The sequence below is a fragment of the Streptomyces sp. NPDC033221 genome, assembly GCF_055577005.1.
The window spans coordinates 15,724-41,885 of record NZ_JBVIQN010000045.1 but is presented as its reverse complement, the minus strand read 5'-3'; the positions used below and the strand labels follow the sequence as shown (position 1 = coordinate 41,885).

Below are 26,162 nucleotides of genomic sequence, written 5' to 3'. Positions count from 1 at the left end.
TCCGCCGGACCCGGCCCGATGTGTCGGCAATCGAACATGCCGATGTCAAGGGTGCAAGCCGCACAAGCCCGAGGTTTCGAGGGTGTGCGAATCGGTTAAAGGGTTACGTTCTCGGCGAGTTGAGGACCGCCCGCGCGGTTTCGGGCGTGCGGCGTGTCGGTGAACGGCCGCGGCCGGGCCTTGAGGACAAGGCCCGGCCGGCAGTGCGTCATTGACGCGCGCTATTGACGTCCGCGCCTCAGCCGAGAAGCGTGGCCAGGTCGGTGGCCTCCAGGCCGTGCGCCTCGGCGACGGGGCCGTAGACGACCTTGCCGTCGTGCGTGTTCAGGCCCTTGGCCAGGGCGGCGTCGCGGCGCAGCGCCTCGACCCAGCCGTTGTTGGCCAGCGACACGATGTAGGGCAGCGTGGCGTTGGTCAGGGCGTAGGTGGAGGTGCTGGGCACCGCGCCCGGCATGTTGGCCACGCAGTAGAAGACCGAGTTGTGGACCTGGAAGGTCGGCTCGGCGTGGGTGGTGGGACGGGAGTCCTCGAAGCAGCCGCCCTGGTCGATGGCGATGTCGACAAGGACACTTCCGGGCTTCATCTTGGCGACCAGCTCGTTGGTGACCAGCTTCGGGGCCTTGGCGCCCGGGATGAGGACCGCGCCGACGACGAGGTCGGCCTCGACGACGGCCTTCTCCAGCTCGTAGGCGTTGGAGACGATCGTCTGCACCTTGGTGCCGAAGATCCGGTCCGCCTCGCGCAGCTTGTTGATGTCCTTGTCGAGCAGGGTGACGTGGAAGCCGAGGCCCACGGCGATCTGCACGGCGTTCCAGCCGGAGACGCCGCCGCCGATGACGACGGCCTTGCCCGCGGCCACGCCGGGCACGCCGCCCGGCAGTACGCCGCGGCCGCCGGCCTGGCGCATCAGGTGGTAGGCGCCGACCTGCGGGGCGATACGGCCCGCGACCTCGGACATCGGGGCGAGCAGCGGCAGCTGGCGGCCCGGGGTCTCGACGGTCTCGTAGGCGATGGCGGTGGTGCCGGACTCCAGGAGCGCGTCGGTGCACTCGCGGGAGGCGGCCAGGTGCAGGTAGGTGAAGAGGGTCTGGTCCTTGCGGAGGCGGTGGTACTCCTCCGCGATCGGCTCCTTGACCTTCAGCAGCAGGTCCGCGGTGGCCCAGACCTCGTCGGCGGTGTCGAGGATCTCGGCGCCGGCCGAGACGTACTCCTCGTTCGGGATGGCCGAGCCGAGGCCGGCGTCCTTCTCGATGACGACCTGGTGGCCGTGGCGGACCAGCTCGTGGACACCGGCGGGCGTGATCGCCACCCGGAACTCGTTGTTCTTGACCTCGCGGGGGATGCCGACCTTCACGTCGATCACGGTCCTTGTAAGAGAGCTTGCAGGAAAAATCCACGCATGGGAAACATGCCGGGACTGACCGCGGCGCCCGCGGCCTGGCCAGTCTATTTAAGGATTCCGAGTTGTCTAGCCTTGCAAAGCATCTATTACTGAGAGGAACACCACCGATTTCGTAGGTCACTGTGGGTGATCTGAGAGAAGACGTTCCCCCAGACCCCGGTGCAGCCTTGCGGCTGCCGGGTCGCCGAGCCGGTCGAGGGTGTCCGCGATCCGCAGCTGCAGCGCCGCCTCCAGCCGTCCGTCGCGGGCCTCGGCGGCCAGCGAGAGGGCCGCGGTGCAGGTCCGCAGCGACTCCTCGGGGCGGCCCGCGTACTCCTGCACCCGCGCCGCCTCGCCGAGCGCGCGGGCCTGGCCCGCCACATCGCCCAGCCTCCGGTACGCCCCGTAGGCGGCCCGCCACTCCTTGAGCGCCTCGCCCCACCGCGCCGCATACGTCAGCACCGCGCCGATCCGGCCGTGCAGCCGCGCCCCGTCCGCGTTCTCGCCCCGGGTCAGGCGCAGCTCCAGCGCCCGCCCGTACCAGTCGGCGGCCCGCTGCCAGTCCCCCAGCTCCGTGTACGTACCGCCCAGCGACTCCAGTGCCCGTACGGTCGCGATGGGGTCCCTGACCTCGCGCGCCGCGGTCAGCGCGCCCCGGTAGCGGGCCATCGCGTCCGCGGTCCGCCCGGCCTGCGCGTCCAGGTCGCCGAGGTTGAGCAGCGCCGCGGCCCGCTCCCGGGCCAGGCCGCGCCGTTCGGCGACTTCCAGGACCAGGCCGTGCAGCCCGTAGAGGTCGGGCGCGGCGGCCTCGGCGCCCTGGTGGGCGATGAGCGTACGGACGATGGCGGCCATCAGCCGCCGGTCCAGGGTGTCCAGTTCGCCTTCCTCGACGGCGATCCGGGCCGCCTCCAGGAGGGCGGGCCGGCGGCTGCGCAGCCAGGCGGCGGCGGAGGCGGTGGAGGCGAAGCGCAGCGAGCGCGGCAGGCCGGCCACCTTCTGCCGGGCCGGCGATCCGGCGGGTTCGCCGAGCGCCCGGCACGACTGGAGGAGCCGTACGGTGCGTTCCAGCATCCGGGCCCGGGCCAGCTGGATCTCGGCGGGCCGCTCCTTCTCGTGCATCGCGGCCCGTACGAGATGGACCAGGCAGCCGGGCATCCGGTACTGCGCCTGGAGACCGGCGCTCCCGGCGGCCGGGGCGCCCGGTCCCGAGGGCTGTGGCTCCGCGCCCTCCACCGGCCGCAGCAGCCCCCGGGCGGCGAAGTCCTGGAGCGCCGACTCGGCCGCGGCGACCGAGCAGCCCGCCAGGGCGGAGGCGATGTGCGCGTCCACCAGTCCGGCCGGGGCGAGGGTGATCAGCCGCAGGGTGCGGGCGGCGACCGGCGGCAGGGTGTCGTACACGAGGCGGAAGGCGCGGGCCATGGGCCGGCCGCCGGCCGGTTCGTCGGCCTGCTCCGGTACGTCGCGCAGCGCCTGGAGGAGGTCGGCGACGGAGTTCTTGGAGTGTCCGGCGAGCCAGCCGCCCGCCAGGACGAGCGCGGCGGGGCGGCCGCCGCACTCCTCGGCGACGGCGTCGGCGGAGCGGGGGTCGACGGTGATGCGGGTGGGGCCCGCGTACCGGCTGAGCAGTTCGACGGCGGACGCGTTGTCCAGGCCGCCCAGGGTGCAGGGCCGTACGTCCGTGATGCCGGTGAGCGGACCTTCGGAGACCGCGACGACGAGGCAGTCGGCGGCGTCCGGCAGCAGCGGTTCGACCTGCTCGGCGCCGGCCGCGTCGTCCAGGAGGAGCAGGGTGCGGCGCTCGGCGAGGGCCGCGCGGAGCGCCTCGGTCAGCTCGTCCTCGGCGGCGCCGGGTTTCACGGGGGCGCCGAGTGCGCTGAGCAGGTCGCGGGCGACGAGGTCGAGGGGTACGGGGCCGCCGCCGGGAGTGGTCAGGGTGGCGCGCAGTACTCCGTCGGGGTAATCGTCGGCGAGTTGCCGGGCGAGTTCGGCGGCGAGGGCGCTGCGGCCGGAGCCGGGGCGTCCGGCGATCAGCAGGACGCGGCTGCGGGCGCCGCGGCGCCCGGAGAGGGTGTCCAGGCCGGTACGGGCGATGTCGGCGCGGAGGGCCTTCAGCTCGCGGCGGCGGCCGATGAAGCCACCGGCCGCGGTGGCGGCGGGCGGAACGGTGCGGCGGGCGGGGGGACGGCGGCTGCCGGGGCGGTCCGCGGTGGCGTGCCCGTCCGGGGTCCGGCCGGCGGTGGCGCGGCCGGCGGCGGGCGGCGCGGCCGGACCGCCCGGCTCCGGCTCGGGTTCCGGCCCCGGTTGCCGCCGTGCCGCCGTCGCGGGTCCGCCCGCCTTCCCCGGCGGGACGTGTCCCCCGCCCACCGCCTGATCCGCCACGGGTCACGCTCCCGTCCACCTGCGCTTACGAGCCCGTCGCGGTCGCGTACGGGCACGCCGTCGAGCGTAGTTCACGACCCGTCACACGCCCGGTGGAGCACGACGGTTGAGTCACCCGTCCGGATCAGCGGATCATCGGACCGCGGGGCTGTGGCGGGGTGTGGAGGTGGGCGGAGCGGCGGTGCTCAGGCCTCGAACGGGCGGGCCGGCCACGGCGCGTCGGCCGGGCGCAGCGCGTCCAGGCCCTCCCCCGCGCGGGCGGCGGCCAGCGCGAGCACGCCCACCACCAGGCAGTTGTTGTGCAGTTCACCGGCGAGCGCGCCGTGTACCAGTTCGTTGACCGGCACCCGCGCCAGCTCCATGTCGGCCTCCTCCTCGGAGACCTCGAAGCGCTCCCCTTCGGCCTCGGACAGGTCGCGGGCCAGGAAGATGCGTACGGCCTCGTCGCAGCCGCCGGGGGTGGTGTAGACGTCCGTCAGCACCCGCCAGTCCTCGGCCTTGACGTGTGCTTCCTCGTACAGCTCGCGCTGGACGGCGTGCAGCGGGTTCTCGCCGGGTACGTCCAGCAGTCCGGCCGGGATCTCCCACAGCTTGTGCCGTACGGGGTGGCGGTACTGGCGCAGGACCAGCACCCGGTCCTCCTCGTCGAGCGCGACGACGGCCACCGAGCCGGGGTGGACCTGGTAGTCCCGGGTGGCCGTGGAGCCGTCCGGCATGACGACCTCGTCCGTACGCATGCTGGTCTTCTTGCCGGTGAACGGCGTCGCGGTGGCGGTGATCCGCCACGCTTCCGGGCTGTCCTGGATGGCCATGTACGTCCTTCCGCAAAGCAGTCGACCGGGGCGCCCGGCCGTGAAAGGCCAGGTGCCCCGGTCAACCGTACCCGGCGGGCGGCCGGCCCCCCGCGCGCGCTGCGCAAGGGACCGGCCGCCCGCGGGATCAGGCCTTGGCGCCCTTCTTGGCGCCGGCCGCAGCGCCGGTCTTGCGCTCGACGGCCGCCTTCACCAGGCCGGCGAAGAGCGGGTGCGGGCGGGTCGGGCGGGAGCGCAGCTCCGGGTGCGCCTGGGTGGCGACCAGGTAGGGGTGCGTCTCGCGCGGGTACTCGACGTACTCGACCAGCTTGTTGTCCGGGGAGGTGCCGGAGAACAGCAGGCCGGCCTTCTTCTCCAGCTCGCCGCGGTAGGCGTTGTTGACCTCGTAGCGGTGGCGGTGGCGCTCCTCGACGTACGGCTGGTCGTCGTAGACCTCGCGCACGATCGATCCTTCGGCCAGCTTGGCGGGGTACATGCCCAGCCGCATCGTGCCGCCCATGTCGCCCTCGCCGGCGACGATGTCCATCTGCTCGGCCATCGTGGAGATGACCGGGTCGGCGGCGGCCGGGTCGAACTCGGTGGAGTTCGCGCCCTCGATGCCGGCCAGGTTGCGGGCCGCCTCGATGACCACGCACTGCAGGCCCAGGCACAGGCCGAGCAGCGGCAGCTTGTTCTCGCGGGCGTAGGTGATGGCGCCGACCTTGCCGTCCACACCGCGGTCGCCGAAGCCGCCGGGGATGCAGACCGCGTCGCAGTCGGCGAGCTGCTGCTTGGCGCCGGCCGGGGTCTTGCAGTCGTCGGAGGTGACCCACTTGATCTTGACGCGGGCCTTGTTGGCGAAGCCGCCGGCGCGCAGCGCCTCGGTGACCGACAGGTAGGCGTCCGGCAGGTCGATGTACTTGCCGACCAGCGCGACCTTCACCTCGTGGTCGGGGTTGTGCACCCGGTCCAGCAGGTCGGCCCAGACCGTCCAGTCCACGTCGCGGAACGGCAGGTCCAGCTTGCGCACGACGTACGCGTCCAGGCCCTCGGCGTGCACGACCTTGGGGATGTCGTAGATGGAAGGCGCGTCCGGACAGGCGATGACGGCGGCCTCGTCCACGTCGCACATCAGCGAGATCTTGCGCTTGATGGCGGTGGGGACCTCGCGGTCGGCGCGCAGCACGATGGCGTCCGGCTGGATGCCGATGTTGCGCAGCGCCGCGACCGAATGCTGGGTCGGCTTGGTCTTCAGCTCGCCGGAGGGGCCGATGTAGGGCAGCAGCGAGATGTGCACGACGAAGACGTTGTCCCGGCCGACCTCGTGGCGGACCTGGCGGACGGTCTCCAGGAACGGCAGCGACTCGATGTCGCCGACCGTGCCGCCGACCTCGGTGATGACGACGTCGACGTCCTCGTGGGCCAGCCGGCGGATGCGGTGCTTGATCTCGTTGGTGATGTGCGGGATGACCTGCACGGTGTCGCCCAGGTACTCACCGCGCCGCTCCTTGGCGATCACGGTGTTGTAGACCTGGCCGGTGGTGACGTTCGCGGAGCCGTCGAGGTCGACGTCCAGGAAGCGCTCGTAGTGGCCGATGTCCAGGTCGGTCTCGGCTCCGTCGTTGGTGACGAAGACCTCACCGTGCTGGAACGGGTTCATCGTGCCGGGGTCGACGTTCAGGTACGGATCGAGCTTCTGCATCGTGACCCGCAGGCCCCGCGCCTTGAGCAGCGCGCCCAGGCTGGAGGCGGTGAGGCCCTTGCCGAGCGAGGAGGCGACGCCCCCGGTGACGAAGAGGTGCTTGGTCGTCGTGGATTTCGGCGGCATGGCCAAGAGGGGGCTCCCGTGGTCGCGTGGTGAAGAGGTGCGAATCAGCCACGCCCTGCGGATTTCAGGGGTGCCTTCGCTGCGGTCGGGGGTGCCGCGCGACTGGCGCGGGCCCCTCGGTCCACGGGGTACCAGGCTATCAGCGACCGGGCATGGTCGTGCCCGGCCACGCTCGCGGCGCACACGTACGGCCCTGCCCCGCGGGGCGCGCGGGCCCCCGCGTGACCCAGGCCACCCGTTCGGCGCAGTGCCGTCTTCCCGCAGCGGCAAGCGGATCACTGCCGTGCGTCGTATCCTGCTCGGACACTCGCCACGGGCCGTCCGGCAAGGCATCACCCCCGCCCGATTTCCGGACTCGCTGCTCGGCGGAGTTTCATGGGCAGGACGGACAAGATCACACGTCCCATGGGGGGCGTCACTCCAGTTCGACGGGAGATGCACGTGGCCGGGCGCATCGAGGACTACGCACTCATCGGCGATATGCAGACCGCCGCTCTTGTGTGCCGGGACGGCACGGTTGATTGGCTGTGCCTGCCCCGCTTCGACTCACCCGCGGTCTTCGCAGGACTGCTGGGCACGGAAGAGAACGGTTTCTGGCGGCTGGGGCCCGCGCACAGCTCCGAGGGCGGGCCGCTGCCCGCCGACCGCCGGCGCTACCGGGGCGACTCGCTCGTCCTGGAGTCCGAGTGGGACACCCCGCGCGGCACCGTTCGGGTCATCGACTTCATGCCGCCGCGCGAGGACGCGACGCCGCAGCTGATCCGTATCGTGGAAGGCGTCAGCGGGCGGGTGCCGATGCGCTCGGCACTGCGCATGCGGTTCTCCTACGGCTGGGTGGTGCCGTGGGTCCACAAGATCGACGAGCGTACCGTCGCCGTCGCCGGGCCCGACTCGGTGTGGTTCGACACGGACGCCGAGACCTACGGCAAGGACCTGACGACCTACGCGGACTTCACGGTCGGCCCGGGCGAGCGGATCGCCTTCACCATCAGCTGGCAGCCCTCGCACAGCCGCCCGCCGGGCGTGCCGGAGCCGGAGGCGGCGCTGGAGGCGACCGAGGACTTCTGGCGCGAGTGGGTGGACCACTGCACGTACCACGGCCCGTACCGGGACGCGGTGGTCCGCTCGCTGATCACGCTCAAGGCGCTCACGTACGCGCCGACCGGCGGCATCGTCGCGGCGCCCACCACCTCGCTGCCCGAGGACATCGGCGGCTCGCGCAACTGGGACTACCGCTTCACCTGGCTGCGCGACGCGGCGATCACCCTGTCCTCGCTGCTGCGCACCGGCTACCGCGAGGAGGCCCGCGCCTGGCGCGAGTGGCTGCTGCGCGCGGTGGCCGGCGACCCGGAGAACCTGCAGATCATGTACGGGATCGCGGGCGAGCGGGAGCTGGGCGAGAACGAGCTGACCTGGCTGACCGGCTACGAGAACTCACAGCCCGTACGGGTCGGCAACGGCGCCGCCGGACAGCTCCAGCTCGACGTGTACGGCGAGGTCACCGAGGCACTGCACCTGGCGCACAACACCGGTCTGGCCCGCAACGACTACGCCTCGCTGCTCCAGCTCAAGCTGATCCAGTGGGTGGAGAAGCACTGGGACGAGCCGGACGAGGGCATCTGGGAGGTGCGCGGCCCGCGCCGCCACTTCGTGCACTCCAAGGTGATGACCTGGGTCGCGGTGGACCGCACGATCAAGCTGATCGAGTCCGGTGACGTGGACGGCCCGCTGGACCGCTGGCGGCAGCTGCGCGAGACGATCCACCGGGAGGTGTGCGAGAAGGGCTACGACAAGGAGCGCAACACCTTCACGCAGTCCTACGGCTCCAAGGAGCTGGACGCCTCGCTGCTGCTGATTCCGCAGATGGGCTTCCTGCCGCCGGACGACAAGCGGGTGATCGGCACCATCGAGGCCATCCAGCGCGAGCTGGGCACCGAGGACGGCTTCATCCTGCGCTACCCGACCTCGGGCGAGGACGCGGGCGTGGACGGCCTGGAGGGCGACGAGGGCGCGTTCCTGGCGTGCTCGTTCTGGCTGGCCGACGACCTGGCGATGATCGGCCGGGTCGAGGAGGCCCGCATCCTCTTCGAAAAGCTGCTCTCGCTCCGCAACGACCTGGGCCTGCTGGCCGAGGAGTGGGACTCCAAGCTCCAGCGGCAGGTGGGCAACTTCCCGCAGGCCTTCAGCCACGTCCCGCTGATCGACACGGCGCTGCGGCTGACGGCGAGTGGGGCGTACGGCGGGTAGGCAGTGGCCGGGTGGTGCGGCGCGGTGCTCTGACGGTGGACGACCGCGCCTGGCCGGCCGTAGAGGCATCCGGCCGAGACCGCCGGCGCATGCGGCACGAGGGGCCACGGCAGTGCCGTGGCCCCTCGCCTGTGGTTTCCGGGCGGCTCAGAAGGCCGTCAGGGTGAGGGTCATCTCGCGCGGCGCTCCGTCCTCGATGTACGAGGCGAAGTTGGCCACGTCGTCGAAGGCGAAACCGTACGCCTTGCCGTCGGTGGCCTCGGCGTGCAGGACGCGCGCGTAGTGGTTGGCGAGCTGGCCCTTGTAGAAGGTGCCCGCGTTGGTGGTGGGCTGGGCCGCGTGGTCGGCGAGGGTGGCGCGGTTGAGGGCGGCGCCGAGTACCGCGGCGACCGGGCCGCGCAGTCCGTCGTTGGGGGCTTGCAGGGCGCCGTGGCAGAAGAGCACGTCGCGGGTGGAGGGCTTGGCGATGGAGAACTGGGCGGGGCCGCGGAAAGCGAACTGGCCGCCGCTGACCCGGCCGGTGAAGGTGCCGCGGTTGGTGGTGACCTTCAGGTCCTTGGAGGTGTACGTGTTCCAGGCGCGGTCGATGTAGGGCGCGAAGTAGTTGCGGTCGAACAGTCCGGCGTCCAGGCCGTGGCTGGGGGCGATGATCCGCTTGTCGCCGACGACGAGCTTGCCGAAGCCCGGCGTGCGGCCGATCTCGGAGAAGATGCGGGAGCGGGCCCCGGCCTTGAGCGCCCCGGCTGTCTGGTCCCGGGCGCCGACGAGGCGGATGGACATCGGAACGCTGAACATGTCGACGGCCGTGGTGTTGCAGTGCATGCCGGCCCCGTCGTAAGTGAACTCCGCGCAGTCGTGCACGATCGGGTAGTTGGGGTCGCCGGACACCCAGCCCGCCGGGTAGGCCAGGGCGGGCTTGCCGTTGCCGTCCTTCACGGCCTTGAACTTGAGCTTGGAGCCGAGCGACGCGTAGATGCGGCCGGACATCCGCGGGATCCGCAGGGTGGTGGTGCCGTTCGCGGCGAGCGGCATGGCGTAATCGGTGAAGCCGTCCGGGCGGTTGTCACCGAGGGCTATGGGCTTGAGTTCACCTTGTGGAGTGACACGTACCTGCTGGCCTGCAACGTTGCCGACGATGTAGATCCAGACGGCCGTGTTGGCGTACCGGCCCGTGCGGTTGACGATGTGCAGCGGCAGTCCGGCGGCCGCGGTGCCGGTCGGCGCGGCTCCGGCGGTACGGGCGAGCAGGCCCGCGCCGGCTCCGGCGGCGGTGGTCGCGGCGAGGCCGCCGAGGAGGGTACGACGGGAGATCATGCGGTGGCTCCTTGCTGTACGGAGACGGACACGTGGTCGACGAGGAGGGAGGCGCCGGGGCGTGTCGCGCCGGTGGGGGTGGGGCGGCCCGCGACGGCGTCCGGGAAGGCGCCGCCCATCGCGAGGTTGATCAGGAGGAAGTGGCCGTGGTGGGTCGCCCTGGCCCAGGTGCCGGCGTCCATCTGGGCGGAGCTGACGGTGTGGAAGCGCTGTCCGTCCACGGACCAGTGGAGGTATTCGGTGGCGCCGGTGCGGTCCAGTTCCAGGGCGTAGGTGTGAAATCCGGCCTGGCAGGAAGCACCGGGGCAGACGCGGGAATTGCCCTTGCCCTGCGTCTCGTTGCAGGGGCCGCCGGGGTTGACGCCGCAGTGCAGCACGCCCCAGACGCGGTTGGCGCCGTTGACGTTCTCCATGATGTCGAACTCGCCGATGCCGGGCCAGTTCCAGTAGTTGCCGCGGAATTCGGCGCCGAGCGTCCAGAACGCCGGCCAGTATCCGAGCGCCGCGTCGCCGGAGATGTCCGGCATCTTGACGCGCGCCTCGATCCGCAGCTTGCCCCGGGCCGGGGCGGCGAAGTCGGTGCGGCGGGTCTCGATGCGGCCCGAGGTCCAGGTGGCGCCGTTCTTGAGGGCGGTGATCTTCAGGTGGCCCGCGCCGTCGAGTTGCAGGTTCTCGGGACGGTTGGTGTAGGTCTGGTGTTCGCCGGTGCCCCAGTTGGCGGGGCCGCCCGGGTAGCTCGTACCGGTGTCGGTGATCCAGTCGGCGGCGGACGGGCGGGAGCCGGCCGAACCGTTGAAGTCGGTGCGCCACACTTCCTTGAACGCGGCGGCCGGTGCACCGGCCGAAGCGGTGGGCAGGGCGGGCGGCCAGGCGAGGACGAGGGCGAAGGCGGCGCCGAGTGCACCGAGCAGTGCCGCGGTTCTGGCCCCGGTCCGCTTCCGTACGGGTATTTTCGTGTCCATGACATAGCTCCTCGGCAGCGTGGGGGTGGTGAGGAGTTCCTTGTTCACACGCGGCCTGAGAAGATTTGAGAGCGCTCTCATGCCGTGTAGGGGCACACAGTGCCGACTTCCCGCCGAGCCGTCAAGGTTTGGCGTGGACCAATGAGTTGGCCCGTTTTCGTCGTCGGGGGTTGAATGGTGCGTACATCGAAAGACGGGCGTCCGACACTGGAGGCGGTCGCCGCGCGGGCCGGCGTCTCCCGCGCCACGGTCTCCCGCGTGGTCAACGACGGCGCCGGGGTTCGCGGCGAAGTCCGCGAACGGGTCCGGCGCGCGGTCACCGACCTGGGATACGTACCGAACAGCGCGGCCCGCTCCCTGGTGACCCGCCGCACCGGCGCGGTCGCCGTGGTGATCGCCGAACCGGAGGCCCGGGTCTTCGCCGACCCCTTCTTCGGACGCCAACTGCGCGGCATCAGCCGGGAATTGTCGGCAGCCGACATCCAACTCCTGCTGCTCCTCCAGGAGACCCGCGCCGACTGCGACCGCGTCGGCCGCTACCTGTCCGCCGGACACGCCGACGGCGTGCTGATGTTCTCGCTGCACCGCGACGACCCGCTGCCCGCGATGGCCGAGGCGTCCGGCCTGCCCACGGTCTACGGCGGCCGTCCCGGCTGGGCGGACGCCGGCCACGCGCCGCGTCCGCTGTACGTCGACACCGACAACCGCGACGGCGCCCGGCAGGCCGTACGTCACCTGAAGGACCGCGGCCGCCGCCGGATCGCCGTGATCACCGGCCCGCTCGACCAGACCTCCGCCCAGGACCGCCTGGACGGTTACCACGACGCCCTGGCCCCCGCCGCGCCCGACCCGCGGCTGATCGCGGACGGCGGCTTCACCGCCCAGGGCGGCGAGCGCGCGATGGCCCGGCTGCTGGCCGCCGCGCCGGACCTGGACGGCGTCTTCGTCTGCTCCGACCTGATGGCCTCCGGCGCGCTGCGCACCCTGCGGGCACACGGCCGCCGGGTGCCGGAGGACGTGGGCGTGGTGGGGTACGACGACCTGGACCCCGCGGCATGGACGGACCCGCCGCTGACCACGGTGCGCCAGGACGTCGAGGAGATGGGCCGGCTGATGGCGCGGCTGCTGCTGCGACGCCTGGGAGCCGGCCCGGAGGCCCCCGGGGACGAGCTGTCCCCGGTGGTCACGGCGGCGAAGCTGGTGGTCAGGGAGTCGGGGTGAGCGGCCCCTCCGGCGGGGAGGGGGAGCGACCGTCCCGGTACGTCCGGATAGCGGACTGCGGGTAGCGTTCCCCGCCATGGGGCCGGAAGCGAAGATCGAAGCGGTGATCACGGTACGCAGGGCGCTGGAGCTGCCCGCGCTGCGGCGCGGGCTGCCCGAGGTGCTGGCCGGCGAGGACCGTCTCGACCGCCCCGTACGCTGGGTGCACGCGGGCGAGGTGCCGCACATCGCCTCCCTCCTCAAGGGCGGCGAGCTGCTGCTGACCACCGGCCTCGGGCTGGGCGCCCGCCCCTCCGAACAGCGCGCCTTCGTCCGCGAGCTGGCCGACCGCGAGATCGCCGCCCTGGTCGTGGAACTGGGCTCCCGCTTCGAGGCGCTGCCGTCCGCCGTCGTCGACAGCGCGCGGGCCTGCGGCCTGCCGCTGGTGCAGCTGCACCGCGAGGTCCCGTACGTCACCGTCACCGAAGAGATCCACACAGAGCTGGTCAACAGCCACTACCTGCTGCTGCGGCAGGCCGACGAACTCCTGCGCAGCTGTACGGACGTCCTGCTGCGCGGCGGCGGCGCCCCAGAGGTGCTGGGGCAGCTGGCCGCCTTCACCGGCAACCCGCTCTGCCTGGAAGCCCCCGACGGCAGCCCCCTGTACGCGGCGGGGCCGGACGGCGGCGGGGCCGCGGACGCCGACCCGCTCCAGGCGTGGGAGGGGCTGCGGGAGACCGGCCTGCGGGTGGACGTGCCCGGCGGCGGGCCCGGCCCGGACGCCGTACGCGCCCGTCTGACCCTGCTCCCGGTCAACGCGCCCGTCGCGCCGGTGCACCGGATCGCCGCCGAGCGCGTGGCCGACCTGCTCGCCGTCGTGATGCTCCAGTCCCGGCAGGAGGAGGTGCTGGCCGCGCGCGGGCGCGGTGACTTCCTGGCCGATCTGGCGGCGGGCCGGATCACCGCGGGCGAGGCCCCGGCGCAGGCCCGCCTGCTGGGTTTCCGCCCGGGCGACGAACCGTTCCTTCCCGTGGTCATGCGGCTGCCCGCCCAGCTGCCCACCCCGGGCAGCTGGGCGGTACTGGCCCGCGCCCTGCGCGAGGAACTGGCCGCGCTGGGCGTACCCGTCCTGCTCGGCGTACGGCCCGTCGAAGGCCGGGTGCCGCTGCTCGTCGCGCTGCGCGCGGGCCAGGACCGTACGCACGTCGCCGACCGGATCGCCGAGGCCCTTCGCGCGGGAGTCGTACGGGCCGGAGCGGACTCCCCCGCGGCGCGGCGCCCGGTGGTCGTGGTCGGCGCGGCGGGCGACTGGGCGGCGGCGGGCCCCGGACTGCGGCACGCGACGGAAGCGGCCGCCGCCGCGCAGGGCCTGCCGGAACAGCCCTGGCACGACGCGCGCCGGCTGGACATCGAACTCCTGCTGTGGCGGATGCGCGAACACGGCGAGCAGGGCGTCCTGACGGACTTCGTGAACCGCGCCATCGGCCCCCTGCTCGTCCACGACCGGACCGCCCGCCAGCCGCTGCTGCCGACACTGGAGGCGTACTTGGCCAGCGCGGGCCGCAAGGCGGAGACGGCCCGCGACCTGAACGTCAACCGGCAGACGCTGTACGACCGGCTGGCCCGGATCGCCCAGCTGCTGGGCACGGACCTGGACGACCCGCAGACAGTCCTCGGCCTGCGGCTGGCCCTACGGGCCCGGAGGCACACGGACCGGGGGTGAGAGCCTGGGAGGCGGCCTGGGCTGCGACTGCCCGGCGTCCGTCAGGCCGTCAGGCCGTCAGGCCGTCAGGCCCGTAGCGTCTGCGCCGCTGTGCCGATCCAGCGCGAGCAGGACACCGCCGGTGCCGCGGCGACTGTACCCGCCGGTGGTCTGTCGAGGCGCGGCACATCGCTGAGGCCCGGGCCCCGCCCCTGCCCGGGTGGCCCGCCTGTTCGGGTCGCTCAGCGCTCCCGCCGCTGCATCAGCTCGTCGTACACGCTCAGCACCTGCGCGACCGTGGCGTCCTCGGTCGGCCAGCCCGCGGCCTGGGCGCGGCCTGCGGCGGCGAGCGTGTCCCGGCGGTCGGGGTCGGCGAGCAGGTCCAGGACGATGCGGGCGAGGGCTGCCGCGTCGCCGTACGGAACCAGTTCGGCGGCGCGGCCGACCAGTTCGCGGGTGCCGCCGACGTCGGTGGCCACCAGCGGGACTCCGGCTCGCAGTGCCTCCTGGGCGATCAGCGAACGGGCCTCCCAGCGACTGGGCAGCACCAGGAGGTCGGTGGCGGCGAGGAGTTCGAGCACGTCGTCGCGCCGGCCGAGCAGGCGCACCGGCAGCTGCTCGGCGTCGATGCGCCGCTGGAGCACCGCACGCTGGCCGCCCTCCCCCGCCACCACGACCATCGGCTGCGGGTCCAGGGCACACCAGGCGTGCGCCGCGTCCAGCAGGAAGTCGAGGCCCTGGTGCGACTCCAGGCGGCCGACCACGACGATCAAGGGGCGGTCCACCGCGCCCATTTCGGCACGTTGCTTATGGGCGGGGCGGTCCTCCGCCATGAGCGGACGGCCGCCCGGCCGCGGGTTCGGGATCGCGACGGGGGCCAGCCGCGCGTCGCGGGCGCCGCGCTCACGCGCCCGGTCCACCAGGTCCGAGCACGCGCCCAGGACGACCGCGGCGGCCCGCGCCACCCGCCGTTCCAGCAGATGGACGAGGCGGGCCCGCGGCCCGTCCGTATGCGCCTTGGTGTGCCAGGTGACCACGAGGGGAACCCGGCGGCTCCGCGCGCCCTGGAGGGCCAACGCGGCGCGCAGGCCCGCCCGCAGGCCGTGCGCGTGCACGAGGTCGGCGTCCCCGCAGGCGGCCCGCAGCGACGTCACGCTCGCCGGGTCGGCGCGCGGCGGGACCGGTACGAACCGCGCGCCCGCGTCCGTGTAGTCGTACGTGTCCTCGGTGGCGGGCGGGGCACACACCGTCACCCGGATCCCGCGGGCGACCAGTCCGGCGGCCAGCGAACGCACATGGGCGGCGCTGCCCGCGCTGCCACGGCCCAGCACCTGGACCGTGCGCAGCGGCGACTGTCCGTGCGGCGGGGCCGGGGTGCTGGTCACGTGGGCGGTGCTCCTGGGGTCGGTGGGCGGGCCGGGCCGCGCTCCGCGGGTTCCGTCCGCCGCCCGGGGCAGGTGCCGGTACGGTGACGCGGTCGCGCGCGGCCGTTCGCGCTGCGCCACCAGGATGCCAGCCCCGGCTGTGAATACGGCACCGCCGACGGGCCGTTCCAAAGGCGCACATCGCCCATACACTCACGCGACCACCCATATGGGCGACAAACCGTCCACTCTGGTGGCCCAGCGGCAGTGACCTGGTGCGGTGCCCGGGCGTTACGCGCGGGCGGTACCGGCGGCGGGACCGCTTGGGGCGCCGGCGGCACCGGTCCCGCGGCCGCTCCAGTCACCACCGGCACCAGCGGCACCGGCCGCCCGGCTGACCCGGTCGCCGGCCGCCGCGGCCGCGATCAGTGCGGCGGCGTGCGCGGCCAGCCCCGCGCGGCCGCAACCGGCGGCGACGGCGAGGCCGAGCCCTGCGCCCAGGGCGTGCGCACCCGCGTCGCCGATCATGGTGCGCTCCCCCAGGTCGTCCGCCAGGATCACCGCAGCGGCGCCCATCGGCGCGGCGGCCAGGGCCCGGGCCGGGCCGCGCCGCAACAGCCCCGGTGCCGCGGCGGCGAGCGTGACCCCCGCCGCCCGGCCCGGCCGTACGTCCACCAGGTTCACGAAGTGCGCGCCGCCCGCGATCACCACGCCCGCGAGCACCTTGTCCAGCGGCCGGTCCTTGAGCAGCGCGCCGGCAGCCAGCCCGGCCGCACCGATCCCGAACAGTTTCACCGCGCCGCTGGTCAACTCACCGCCCCGCAGGGCCGCCAGGTGCGCCCGGAAGCCACGCCGGGGGTCGCCCGCCCCGGCGAGGTCGTCGTACGTACCGCAGCCACCGGCCGCCAGGACGGCCAGCGCCGCCGCCGTACGCGTACGGGCGGACAGCCCCGGCGCGGTCACGGCCGCGAGCGCGGTGCCTGCCGCGATGGCGGGACCGCTGTACAGGTCGACCGTGCGGCCGGAGTGGTTCGTCCGCTCCCAGCGCCCGTGCCCACCGGGCGGCCGACGCCGGAACTGTCCGTACACGGCACGGGTGACGCCTGCCGCGGTGGCGAACGGCAGGCTCTTGCGCAACGTTCCGATCATGATCAGCAGCCTAGAGCGAGGCAGGGGCGTGCCGTACGGGAGTACGGGAAGTCCGTTCCGCTGTACGGCTACCGGCGGCGCTAGTGCGGCTACCAGCGACCCTTGTTGGCATCCGTCCTATCCGTACGGCTGCCAGCGGCCCTTGTGCGGTATCCGTCCCGTCTGTGCGGTTTCCGGCCGCGGCCCGGCTCAGCGTCCCGCGCGGGCGGTCTCCAGCAGTTCTTCCGCGTGGGCCCGTGCCGTCTCGGAGTCCTCCTGGCCGGCGAGCATCCGGGAGAGTTCGCGTACCCGGTCCTCGCCCTCCAGGACCGTGACGCCGCTGCGGGTCACCGAGCCGTCGTGGGTCTTCTCCACCAGCAGCTGCCGGTCGGCGAAGGCCGCGACCTGCGGGAGGTGGGTGACGACCACGACCTGGGCGGACCGGGCCAGCCGGGCCAGCCGGCGGCCGACCTCCACCGCGGCCTTGCCGCCGACGCCCGCGTCCACCTCGTCGAACAAATAGGTCGGTACGGGGTCGGAACCGGCGAAGACCACCTCGACCGCGAGCATCACCCGGGACAGTTCACCGCCCGAGGCGCCCTTGGCGATCGGGCGGGGCGGCGTGCCGGGATGCGGGGCGAGGAGGAGTTCCACCTCGTCGGCGCCGGTGGGGCCGAAGGTCACCGTACGGCCGTTGACCTCGACGCCGTCGTTCTCGTCGGCTGCCTCGGTCTGGCTGATCTGCACGCTCACCCTGGCGTGCGGCATGGCCAGCTCGGCCAGCTCGGCCGTCACCGCGTCGGCGAATCGCTTCGCCGACGCCTCGCGGGCGTCGGTCAACGCCTGCGCCAGCTCACCCAGTTCCGCGCGCAGCGCGTCGTGCTCCGCCGTCAGTTCGCCGATCCGGTCGTCGTCGCCGTCCAGTTCGGCGAGGCGGGCCGCGCTCTCCTCGGCCCAGGCCAGCACGGCGGTGATGTCCGCGCCGTACTTGCGCGTCAGGTGGGTGAGGGCGGCCCGGCGCTCCTCGACGGCGCCCAGCCGCAGCGGGTCGGCGTCCAGCCCGTCCGCGTAGCTGGCCAGTTCGCCCGCCACGTCCGCCATCAGGATGCCGATCTCGCCCAGCCGCTCGGTGAGCGCGGCCAGCGCCGGGTCGTGGCTGCGCACGGCGTCCAGCGCCCGGTGCGCGCCCGCGACCAGGGTGGTGGCGTCCACGGCTTCCAGGTCCTCGGGGTTACCGGCGAGGGCGGCGTGCGCGGCCGCGGCGGCGGAGGCCAGTGCCTCGGCGTGCCCGAGCCGTTCGGCCTCGGCGGCCAGCTCGGCGTCCTCGTCCGGCTGCGGTTCGGCCGCGGCAATCTCGTCCAGGCCGAAGCGCAGCAGGTCGGCTTCCTGCGCCCGTTCGCGGGCGCGGGTGGTCAGCTCGTCCAGTTCGGTGGCGACGGCACGCAGCCGCCGGTACGCGGCGGTGTACTTGACGAGCGGTACGGACACCGCGTCGCCCGCGTAGCGGTCCAGCGCCTGCCGCTGGCGGGCCGGGCGCAGCAGCCCCTGCTGGTCGGTCTGGCCGTGCACGGCGACCAGGTCGTCCGCCAACTCCCCCAGCAGCCCGACCGGGACGGAACGCCCGCCGACATGCGCCCGCGAGCGGCCCTCGGCCGAGACGGTGCGGCTGATCAGCAGCGTCCCGTCGTCCAGCTCGGCGCCCGCCTCCTCGGCACGTACCGCGGCCGGTGCCGCCGGGCCCACCGCTATGCGGCCCTCGACCACCGCCGACCTGGCTCCGATCCGCACCAAGGCGGGGTCGGCGCGCCCGCCGAGCAGCAGCCCGAGGCTGGTGACGACCATGGTCTTGCCCGCGCCCGTCTCGCCGGTCACCGCCGTGAAACCAGGCGACAGCTCGACGACGGCATCGTCAATGACGCCCAGGGACCTGATCCGCATCTCCTCCAACACGGATACGACCTTACGAGGTCCGGGGCCCACCCCGCGACGGCCTACCCCCCGCCTTACCGCTCCGTCCTGCGGAAAACCCCACCCCGAGAACGGATGTTTTCCTCATGGCGGCGCCCCCGCCCCGCCCGTCACGCTGAAAAAGAACACGAACCGAAGGGTGGGCCACATGTCCGGCGGAGCGACGGCGGAAGGCGGGGCGGGGCCGGGGGCCGCCGCGTGCGGGGAGCCCGCGGGCGGCAGCCGGACTGGCGCGGGCCGTCCTGGCGCGGGCACGGGTGCTGCGAACCGGAGCGCCGCGGGCCGGGGTGCTGCCGGCCAGGACGCCGCGGACCGGGGCGCTGCGGGCCGGACGCCTGGGGCGGCCCGCGCCGCGACGAGCGGGCTCGCGCGTGCGGCGCTGCGCGGCCACCGGGCGTCCTTCGCCGGTACGGCCGTCGCGGCCCTCTTCGCGGCCACCGTGGTCAGCGCCTCGACGATGCTGCTGGCCACGACCGGCGCGCAGACCGTCCCCGCCGCCGCGCGACGCGCCCTGGCGGCCTCCGACGTCGGCATCATGGCCACCGCTTTCCTGCTCGTCTCCATCTACCTCTCGGTCTTCGTCCTCGCCTCGACGATGGGCACGGCCGTCACCCAGCAGCACCGCGAATTCGCGATGCTGCGCGCGATCGGCGCCCGTCCGTGGCAGATCCGGCGTGCGGTCGCCGCGCAGGCCGTGGCGGCGGCGGTCCCGTCGGCGGTGGCCGGGTTCGCACTCGGCGGGGTCCTCGCGCGCTGGTGGTTCACGGGCATGGCGGACCACGGCCTGATCCCGCCCGGCGTCGGGTTCACGTTCAGCTGGGTGGCACTGCCCGTGTGCCTCGCGGTGGCGACGCTCACCTCGGCGCTCGCCGGGGTGCTCGCCGCGAGCCGGTTCGCCGGGCTGCGTCCCGCCCGCGCCCTGGAGGAGGCCGCCGCGGGCCGTCGGAAGCTGGGGCTGCTGCGGCTGCCGCTGGGCCTGGCCGCGGTCGCGGGCGGGGTGCTCGTCTCCCTGCTGCTGGCCGACCGGCCGGAGAAGGCGGGCAGCGGCGCGTTCCTCGTCCTGCTGCTGTTCTGCTTCGGCGTCGGCCTGCTCGGGCCCCGCATCATCGGCCCGGTGGCCTGGCTGGTCGCCCGGTCGGCGGGCCGCCTCGGCAGCGCCGCCGAGCTGGCCATGCTGAATGTGACGACGCAGTCGCGCCGCTTCTCCGCCGCCGTGGTCCCGCTGATCCTGGTCGTCGCGTTCGGCATGACGAAGATCGCGATGCTCACCACCGCCCGACACGAGACGGGTTCGGCCGGCCCGGCCTCCTCGGTCTGGATGGACTCCGTCGGCACCGGTCTGTACGCGGGCTTCGCGGCCATCGCCGCCGCCAACACCCTCGCCATGATCACGACCGAGCGCCGCCGCGACCTGGCCCTCCTCCGCCTGATCGGTACGCACCCGCGCCGGGTGCGGTCCATGGCCGCCTGGGAGGCGGCGGTCGTCGCGGGCACGGCGCTGCTCCTGGGCACCGCCGTCGCGCTCTGCACACTCGCCCCGATACTGCGCTCCGCGTACGGGAGCCCGCTGCCGTATCTGCCCTGGACGGCGGCCCTCGGGATATCCGGCGGCGTGCTCCTGCTGACGCTGCTCGCCACCGGTCTGCCGGTCCACGCGGCCCTGCGCCGCCGCGCCGTGGAGACGCTGGCCGCGGCGTGACGGGCCGGGCCCAGGGCCCGGGGAGCACCAGGCACCGCAGCGCCGAAGGACACCCGTCCGCGTCCGGCCGCCTCAGCCGATACCCACTGCCGCTACCCATCGCGGCTGCCGCTGCCGCCGCCTACCCGCCGATCCCTACCTGAACCACCGCAAATTCCGCAAACCGGGGGACACCATCATGACCGGCCAGCCGACCGAACCACCACCATCACCGCAGCCCGCTTCCAGCCCACCACCAGTACCAACAACACCACCAGCACCGCCGACCCCGCGCACCACCGCCGGAAGCCCTCTCCGCCGCCCCACCCGGCGGGCCGCCCTCCTCCTGGCCGTCACCGCCCTGGCGACCGCCTGCACCCCGCCCTCCGACGCCCACACGGCCCGTACACCGTCCGAGGGCGCCACAGCGCGGCCTGCTGCGGAAGGGCGTGCCGCCTCCTTGGAGGGCGTATGGCGGATGGACGGGTACGGCACCCTCGTCGCGATCGACGGGCGGCGGCTGCGCACGTACGAGACCACGGCCGTCAGCTGCCTCCCCGGTTCCGTCAACGGTGTCCGTACGGGCTCGCCCGGCGCGGGTGGCCGGGTGGACTTCGCCGTACCGGACTCGGCACGCGTCACGGTCGCGCCGCAGAGCGCCGGAGTGGCCCGGCTGAGCATCCGGGACAACGTCGGGTACCGCACCCTCCACCGGATCGCCAGGCTGCCCGCCAGCTGCCACCAGCGCCCGGCGAAGGACCCCCGTACGGTCTTCGACGTCTTCTGGCGCACCTACGCCGAGAACTACCCGTTCTTCGCCGCCAAGGGGGTCGACTGGGCCGCCGTCCGCGACCGTCACCGTCCGCGCGTCACCGCGCGGACCACCGACGACGAACTCTTCGCCGTCCTGCGCGAGATGATCGAGCCGCTGCATGACGGGCACACCAACCTCGTCGCGGGCCCCGGCCGGATGTACGCGGGATCGCGGCCCGGGACGACCGCTCCGACCCCCGCGTTCCTGAAGCAGGTGGACGCAGCGATCGCTGCCGGCCTCGGCCGGGACGTCACCCTGAACCAGTGGGCAGGCGGCGCGCTCTCCTACGCCGACCTCCCCGGCCGTCTCGGCTACCTCCGCATCACGTCCTTCACCGGCTACACCGACCAGGACACCTACGAGAGCGACGTCGCGGAGCTGGACCGCGCGCTGGACGCGGTGTTCACCAAGGCCCGTACGTCCGGGCCGGAGGCCCTGCGCGGCCTTGTGATCGATGTGCGGCTGAACGGCGGCGGATCGGACCCGCTCGGGCTGCGCGTCGCCTCCCGGCTGACGGACCGCCCGTACCTGGCGTACCGCAAACACGCGCGCAACGACCCGGACGACCCGGGCAAGTTCACCCCCGACCAGCCCGTACAGGTCCGCCCGCACGCCGGCCCGCGCTATACGGGCCCGCTCGCGCTGCTGACCGGGCGGCTCACCATCAGCGCGGGCGAGACCTTCACCCAAGCTCTGCTGGGCCGTACGCCCGCGCCGGCCCGCATCGGCGAGGAGACCCAGGGCGTCTTCTCCGACACCCTGGACCGCACCCTGCCGAACGGCTGGAAGTTCGCCCTCCCCAACGAGGAGTTCCGCACCGCGAACGGCCACACCTTCGACGGCACGGGCATCCCCCCGACCGTCCGCGCCCCGGTCTTCTCCCCCGACGACCTGGCGGACCGCCGCGATCCGGCCCTGACCCGCGCTCGCGCTCTCCTGGCCACCGGCCGCCCGAAGCCATGACTCCGCCCCGTCCGAGTCCTCCGACCCCGGCGGCGCGCAGATCGCCCGTGGCGTTCGTCGCGTTACTGACCGTCCTTTCCGTCCCGTTCTGGGTGGCCGGCGCGGTCTTCGACCTCTCCGGGTCGCTGCCCATGGGGATGCCCTTGAGCGCGTTCCAGTTCGTCCTGCCCGTCACCGTGGCCTCGGTCCTCCTCTTCCGCGAAGAGGGCGGGCGCGGAGTGTGGAAGCTGCTGAGACGGACCGTGTCCCCGCGCGGTGCGGCACGGCCGGGCTGGTGGGCGCTGTCCGTGCTGCTGGTGCCCGCCATGTTCCTCGTGACGTACGGGCTGCTGTCGCTGACCGGCGGGCCGCCCGCCGGGGCGCACTCCCCGCGCGCCTCCCTGCCGCTGCTCCTCGTCCTGTACTTCGCGGCGGCCGTGGCCGAGGAGGCGGGGTGGACGGGTTATCTGCTGCGGCCCTTACGGGAGCGGTGGGGAGTGCTCGGCGCGGGTCTGGTCATCGGTCTGGTGTGGGCGGCCTGGCACATCGTGGCGTACCTCCAGGCCGGCCGTCCCGCCTTGTGGACAGCCGGCCAGGTCGTCGGCTCGGTCGCGGTGCGGGTCCTGATGGTCCGGCTGGTCCACGGCTCCGGCGGAATCGTGCTGACGGCCGTCGTGACGCACACCACGATCAACGTCGTCGAGTCGGTGTTCCCGGGCTACACCGAGCACACCGCACCCGCCCTGATCCACGGCGCGGTCGCCTCACTCACGGCCGCGGCGGTGGCCTTCCGCGGGCATGGCCTCGGTGGCGGTTCCCGCAGGTCCGGCCGCGGTGATGGCTTCCTCGGGCACGGCCGCGGTGGTGGCTTCCACGGGCCCGGAGCCATGCACCCGCTCCAGGCCCGTGGAGAGCCGACAGCCGTCCGTCCGGGCGCCGCTACTGCGGCGCCCCCCGCCACCCCGCCACCGGCAGGGCGAACTTGGCCACCAGGCGGTCGGTGAAGGAGGCGTGATGGAGGCGGGCGAGGCGTACCGGAGTCGCGCCGCGGCGGACTTCCACGCGCGCGCCCGCGGGCAGTTCGACGCTGCGGCGGCCGTCGCACCACAGCACGCCGTGCGGCGTTTTGGGCTGCACCTCCACCGCCAGTACCGAATCCGGCGAGGTGACCAGCGGCTTGGCGAACAGCGCGTGCGCGCTGATCGGCACCATCAGCAGGGCCTCGACCTCGGGCCAGACCACCGGGCCGCCCGCCGAGAAGGCGTAGGCGGTGGAGCCGGTCGGCGTGGCGCAGACGACGCCGTCGCCGCCGAAGCGCGAGACGGGCCGCCCGTCGACCTCGGTGACGACCTCCAGCATCCGCTCCCGGGCCGCCTTCTCCACCGACGCCTCGTTCAGGGCCCAGTCGGTGTGCGCGATGCTGCCGTTGTTGCGTACGAGGACGTCGATGGTCATCCGCTCCTCGACCTCGTAGGAGCGGGTCACGACCCGGTCGACGACCTTGTCCAGGTCGTCCCGTTCGGCCTCCGCCAGGAAGCCGACCCGGCCGAGGTTGACGCCGAGCATCGGCACCCCGGACGTACGGGCGAAGTCCGCGCCGCGCAGCAGCGTGCCGTCCCCGCCGAGGACCACCAGCAGTTCGCAGCCCTCGGCCGCGCACTGTTCGGACTCGACGCGCACCACGGACGCCGGCAGCGGCAGGTCCGCGGCCTCCTCGGCCAGGACCCGCACGCCGATGCCGCTGCGCAGCAGCCCCTGGACGACAAGTTCGGCGCTGCGCACGGCCGCGGGTCGGCCGGTGTGCGCGAGCAGGAAGACCGTACGTTCCCCGGACGGCTCCGGGCAGCCTTCCGGCGGTGCGGTACAGGTGGTGCGCGAGCCGGCTGTCTCAGCCGCTCCGGATGCTTCAGAACTGGTCAACGGGGCCCCTCCGCCACTGCTCGGTCGACGTCCGCCGGGTCCAGTGCAGCCGCCCCGGCGCGCAGCCACAGAAAGTACTCGACATTGCCGGAGGGTCCGGGCAACGGGCTGGCGGTCACGCCGGCCACGCCCAGTCCCAGCGCGGCGGCCCGCTCGGCGACGCCGCGTACCGCCTCGGCCCGCAGCTCGGCGCTGCGCACCACGCCGCCGCTGCCGAGACGCTCCTTGCCGACCTCGAACTGCGGCTTGACCATCAGCACCAGGTCGGCGTCGGGCGCCGCGCAGCGGACGAGGGCGGGCAGCACCAAGCCCAGCGGGATGAAGGACAGGTCGCCCACGACGAGGTCGACGGGCTCACCGTCGATCTGCTCCAGCGTCAGTTCGCGTACGTTGGTGCGGTCCTTGACCGTGACCCGGTCGTCGCTCTGCAGCGACCAGGCGAGCTGCCCGTATCCGACGTCCGCCGCGACGACGTGGCCCGCGCCGGCCCGCAGCAGGACGTCCGTGAAGCCGCCGGTGGAGGCGCCGGCGTCCAGCGCGCGGCGGCCCGTCACCTTCAGGCCGAGGGGTTCGAACGCGGCGAGGGCCCCGGCCAGCTTGTGGCCGCCGCGTGAGACGTACTCGGGGTCGCTGTCGTCCTCGCGCACGACCAGGGCCGCGCTGGTCTCCACCTGGGTGGCGGACTTGGTCGCCGTCGTCCCGCCGACGGTCACCCGCCCCGCGGCGATCAGCTGGCTCGCGTGCTCGCGTGAGCGGGCCAGCTTGCGGCGCACCAGCTCCGCGTCGAGTCGGCGTCGTGCCACTCCTGCCACCTGTGGTTCAGCTCCTGTTGTCGTACGTCGCGGACGGCTGCGGGGAAGGGGGCGCGCCGGACGGGCCGGTACCGGACTGGCCGACGGGCCCTGGGCGCCGGTCGAGCGCGGCCAGCGCGTCACGCAGTCCCCGGTGCACATCCTCGTACACCTCCAGATGCCCGCTCGCGGCGAGGTGGTCGGCGTCGGCCAGGCGTCGCAGCTGGGCGTCGACGGCGGCCTCCCCGGTGGGCCTGACCACGACACCGAGCGGCTGCGGCCCGGCGGGCCCGCCCGGCACCTGCCGGTCCGGCTCCGAACCGTCCGCATCCGCACCGACCGGCTCCGGACCGTCTGCACCCGGACCGAACGGCTCCGGACCGTCCGCGCCCAGCCCCTCCGGGTCCGTACCGACCGGCACCTCGCCGGTCACCGGCTCTCTCGGCTCTTCCATGCCTTGACGCTACCTCGAACCACCCGCCGAACGGGTCACCGCCCACCCGCCCCGCAGCGGCGTATCGTCGATCGTGATGGCAACCCTCGAAGAGTGCCGCGCCGCCCTCGGCCGGCTCGCACAGAATCTCTCCGCCGCGAACGGCGACGTCCGCAGCGCGGCCGCGCTCGACCGTTCGCTGAGCTGCTGGATCACCGACCTGGACGTCACCTTCACCGGCCGGCTGGCGAACGGCACCCTGGAGGACGTCACGAGCGTCCCCGGCCCGCCGCCCGAACGCGCCCAGATCCGTCTGACGATGCGCGGCGACGACCTGGTGGCGATGGTCGACGGCGAGCTGCACTTCGCCAAGGCGTGGGGCAGCGGCCGGATCAAGCTGGAGGCGGGCTTCCGCGACTTGCTGCGGCTGCGGACACTGCTCTGACGGCGGCCGGGTCCGGCCGCCGTACTCCCGGGCCCGGCCGCCGTACTCAGGACACCGCGGCCGCCGCTTCCGTACGCGCCTTGCGCGCCGCCGGGACCACCAGCGGCGTGCCCGTCTCCGGGTCGTCGATGACCTGGCACTTCAGGCCGAAGACCCGCTCCACGAGGTCGGCCGTGACGACTTCCTCCGGCGGCCCCTCGGCGACGATCTCACCGGCGCGCATCGCGATCAGGTGGGTGGCGTAGCGCGCCGCGTGGTTGAGGTCGTGCAGGACGGCGACGAGGGTGCGGCCCTGCTCCTCGTGGAGTTCGGCGCACAGGTCCAGGACCTCGATCTGGTGCTGGATGTCGAGGTAGGTGGTCGGCTCGTCCAGCAGGAGCAGCGGTGTCTGCTGGGCGAGGGCCATCGCGATCCACACGCGCTGCCGCTGTCCGCCGGAGAGTTCGTCGACGTAGCGCTCGGCCAGTTCGCCGACGCCGGTGGCGTCCATCGACTCGCGTACGGTCCGCTCGTCCTCGCCCGACCACTGGCGCAGCAGCCCCTGGTGCGGGTAGCGGCCGCGTGCCACCAGGTCCGCGACGGTGATGCCGTCGGGCGCGATGGACGACTGCGGGAGCAGCCCGAGGGTGCGGGCGACCTTCTTGGCGGGCAGCGAGGAGATGGCCGAGCCGTCCAGCAGTACGGAGCCGGCGGCCGGCTTGAGCATCCGTGACAGCGCGCGCAGCAGGGTGGATTTGCCGCAGGCGTTCGGTCCGACGATGACCGTGAAGGACTGGTCCGGTATGGCCACCGAGAGGTCCTCGGCGATGACCCGCTGGTCGTAGGCGAGGGTCACGTTCTCGGCCGTGAGACGGCTCACTGCGTTGCTCCTTGTA

General features: G+C 73.6%; 20 protein-coding genes. 7 read left to right on the top strand and 13 right to left on the bottom strand.

Going from position 1 to position 26,162, the window contains the following annotated elements:
- Nucleotides 1–238 precede the first annotated feature (238 nt).
- From ald to ACZ53K_RS37775, 4 genes are all read right to left on the bottom strand, one after another.
- Nucleotides 239–1,354 (bottom strand): alanine dehydrogenase, encoded by a 1,116-nt coding sequence (ald, locus tag ACZ53K_RS37790; protein WP_468491542.1) that lies wholly within the window; start codon nucleotides 1,352–1,354, stop codon nucleotides 239–241.
- Nucleotides 1,355–1,519: 165 nt separating this feature from the next.
- Nucleotides 1,520–3,760, bottom strand: a complete 2,241-nt coding sequence (locus tag ACZ53K_RS37785; protein ID WP_468846188.1) for a tetratricopeptide repeat protein — start codon at nucleotides 3,758–3,760, stop codon at nucleotides 1,520–1,522.
- Between the two features lie 185 nt (nucleotides 3,761–3,945).
- Entirely contained in the window at nucleotides 3,946–4,572 is a 627-nt protein-coding gene (locus ACZ53K_RS37780; protein ID WP_468846185.1) for an NUDIX domain-containing protein, read from the bottom strand.
- A gap of 127 nt (nucleotides 4,573–4,699) precedes the next feature.
- Complete coding sequence (locus ACZ53K_RS37775; protein ID WP_468846182.1) at nucleotides 4,700–6,379, bottom strand: CTP synthase; 1,680 nt, start codon at nucleotides 6,377–6,379, stop codon at nucleotides 4,700–4,702.
- Nucleotides 6,380–6,814: 435 nt separating this feature from the next.
- Here ACZ53K_RS37775 and ACZ53K_RS37770 point away from each other — a divergent pair, with 435 nt between their 5' ends.
- Nucleotides 6,815–8,626: a glycoside hydrolase family 15 protein gene (locus ACZ53K_RS37770; protein ID WP_468846180.1), complete on the top strand. Its 1,812-nt coding sequence runs from the start codon at nucleotides 6,815–6,817 to the stop codon at nucleotides 8,624–8,626.
- Between the two features lie 147 nt (nucleotides 8,627–8,773).
- On the opposite strand, the gene ACZ53K_RS37765 is transcribed toward ACZ53K_RS37770, so the two are convergent.
- Nucleotides 8,774–9,940, bottom strand: a complete 1,167-nt coding sequence (locus ACZ53K_RS37765; RefSeq protein ID WP_468846177.1) for a beta-1,3-glucanase family protein — start codon at nucleotides 9,938–9,940, stop codon at nucleotides 8,774–8,776.
- Nucleotides 9,937–10,902, bottom strand: coding sequence for a glycoside hydrolase family 16 protein (locus ACZ53K_RS37760; protein ID WP_468846175.1), 966 nt, complete (start codon nucleotides 10,900–10,902; stop codon nucleotides 9,937–9,939). Before ACZ53K_RS37760 ends, ACZ53K_RS37765 begins: the two co-directional genes overlap by 4 nt.
- A 174-nt stretch (nucleotides 10,903–11,076) precedes the next feature.
- Between ACZ53K_RS37760 and ACZ53K_RS37755 the strand changes: the two genes are divergently transcribed.
- The gene (locus ACZ53K_RS37755) at nucleotides 11,077–12,123 is read left to right on the top strand and encodes a LacI family DNA-binding transcriptional regulator (RefSeq protein WP_468846172.1); all 1,047 of its coding nucleotides are present in this window, start codon (nucleotides 11,077–11,079) and stop codon (nucleotides 12,121–12,123) included.
- Between the two features lie 76 nt (nucleotides 12,124–12,199).
- Nucleotides 12,200–13,825 carry a PucR family transcriptional regulator gene (locus tag ACZ53K_RS37750; protein WP_468846169.1) on the top strand — a complete coding sequence of 542 codons (1,626 nt, stop codon included), beginning with the start codon at nucleotides 12,200–12,202 and terminating at the stop codon, nucleotides 13,823–13,825.
- 221 nt (nucleotides 13,826–14,046) lie between these two features.
- Here ACZ53K_RS37750 and ACZ53K_RS37745 read toward each other — a convergent pair whose 3' ends face one another.
- The 3 genes from ACZ53K_RS37745 to recN all read right to left on the bottom strand — a co-directional run bounded on the left by ACZ53K_RS37745 (nucleotide 14,047) and on the right by recN (nucleotide 18,234).
- Nucleotides 14,047–15,189 (bottom strand): glycosyltransferase family 4 protein, encoded by a 1,143-nt coding sequence (locus tag ACZ53K_RS37745; protein ID WP_468846166.1) that lies wholly within the window; start codon nucleotides 15,187–15,189, stop codon nucleotides 14,047–14,049.
- 270 nt (nucleotides 15,190–15,459) lie between these two features.
- Nucleotides 15,460–16,317, bottom strand: coding sequence for a hypothetical protein (locus ACZ53K_RS37740; protein WP_468846164.1), 858 nt, complete (start codon nucleotides 16,315–16,317; stop codon nucleotides 15,460–15,462).
- A gap of 189 nt (nucleotides 16,318–16,506) precedes the next feature.
- Nucleotides 16,507–18,234 carry a DNA repair protein RecN gene (gene recN / locus ACZ53K_RS37735; protein ID WP_468846229.1) on the bottom strand — a complete coding sequence of 576 codons (1,728 nt, stop codon included), beginning with the start codon at nucleotides 18,232–18,234 and terminating at the stop codon, nucleotides 16,507–16,509.
- Nucleotides 18,235–18,412: 178 nt separating this feature from the next.
- Between recN and ACZ53K_RS37730 the strand changes: the two genes are divergently transcribed.
- The 3 genes from ACZ53K_RS37730 to ACZ53K_RS37720 all read left to right on the top strand — a co-directional run bounded on the left by ACZ53K_RS37730 (nucleotide 18,413) and on the right by ACZ53K_RS37720 (nucleotide 22,702).
- Nucleotides 18,413–19,963 (top strand): ABC transporter permease, encoded by a 1,551-nt coding sequence (locus ACZ53K_RS37730; RefSeq protein ID WP_468846161.1) that lies wholly within the window; start codon nucleotides 18,413–18,415, stop codon nucleotides 19,961–19,963.
- A 178-nt stretch (nucleotides 19,964–20,141) separates the two neighbouring features.
- Nucleotides 20,142–21,719: a S41 family peptidase gene (locus tag ACZ53K_RS37725; protein WP_468846158.1), complete on the top strand. Its 1,578-nt coding sequence runs from the start codon at nucleotides 20,142–20,144 to the stop codon at nucleotides 21,717–21,719.
- 47 nt (nucleotides 21,720–21,766) lie between these two features.
- Nucleotides 21,767–22,702: a CPBP family intramembrane glutamic endopeptidase gene (locus ACZ53K_RS37720; RefSeq protein WP_468846156.1), complete on the top strand. Its 936-nt coding sequence runs from the start codon at nucleotides 21,767–21,769 to the stop codon at nucleotides 22,700–22,702.
- Here ACZ53K_RS37720 and ACZ53K_RS37715 read toward each other — a convergent pair.
- The 3 genes from ACZ53K_RS37715 to ACZ53K_RS37705 all read right to left on the bottom strand — a co-directional run bounded on the left by ACZ53K_RS37715 (nucleotide 22,638) and on the right by ACZ53K_RS37705 (nucleotide 24,863).
- Entirely contained in the window at nucleotides 22,638–23,510 is an 873-nt protein-coding gene (locus ACZ53K_RS37715) for an NAD kinase (RefSeq protein WP_406526324.1), read from the bottom strand. The genes ACZ53K_RS37720 and ACZ53K_RS37715 overlap by 65 nt on opposite strands.
- 104 nt (nucleotides 23,511–23,614) lie before the next feature.
- Nucleotides 23,615–24,430 (bottom strand): TlyA family RNA methyltransferase, encoded by an 816-nt coding sequence (locus ACZ53K_RS37710; RefSeq protein ID WP_468846153.1) that lies wholly within the window; start codon nucleotides 24,428–24,430, stop codon nucleotides 23,615–23,617.
- Nucleotides 24,431–24,437: 7 nt separating this feature from the next.
- A complete protein-coding gene (locus ACZ53K_RS37705; protein ID WP_468846151.1) occupies nucleotides 24,438–24,863 on the bottom strand; it encodes a hypothetical protein in 426 nt (141 codons plus the stop codon).
- Between the two features lie 76 nt (nucleotides 24,864–24,939).
- On the opposite strand from ACZ53K_RS37705, the gene ACZ53K_RS37700 reads away from it, so the two are divergent.
- On the top strand, nucleotides 24,940–25,287 hold the full coding sequence (locus ACZ53K_RS37700; RefSeq protein ID WP_468846149.1) for a sterol-binding protein: 348 nt from the start codon (nucleotides 24,940–24,942) through the stop codon (nucleotides 25,285–25,287).
- Nucleotides 25,288–25,333: 46 nt separating this feature from the next.
- Here the strand turns inward: ACZ53K_RS37700 and ACZ53K_RS37695 are convergent, their stop codons facing one another.
- Complete coding sequence (locus ACZ53K_RS37695) at nucleotides 25,334–26,146, bottom strand: ABC transporter ATP-binding protein (protein ID WP_468846146.1); 813 nt, start codon at nucleotides 26,144–26,146, stop codon at nucleotides 25,334–25,336.
- Nucleotides 26,147–26,162 lie beyond the last annotated feature (16 nt).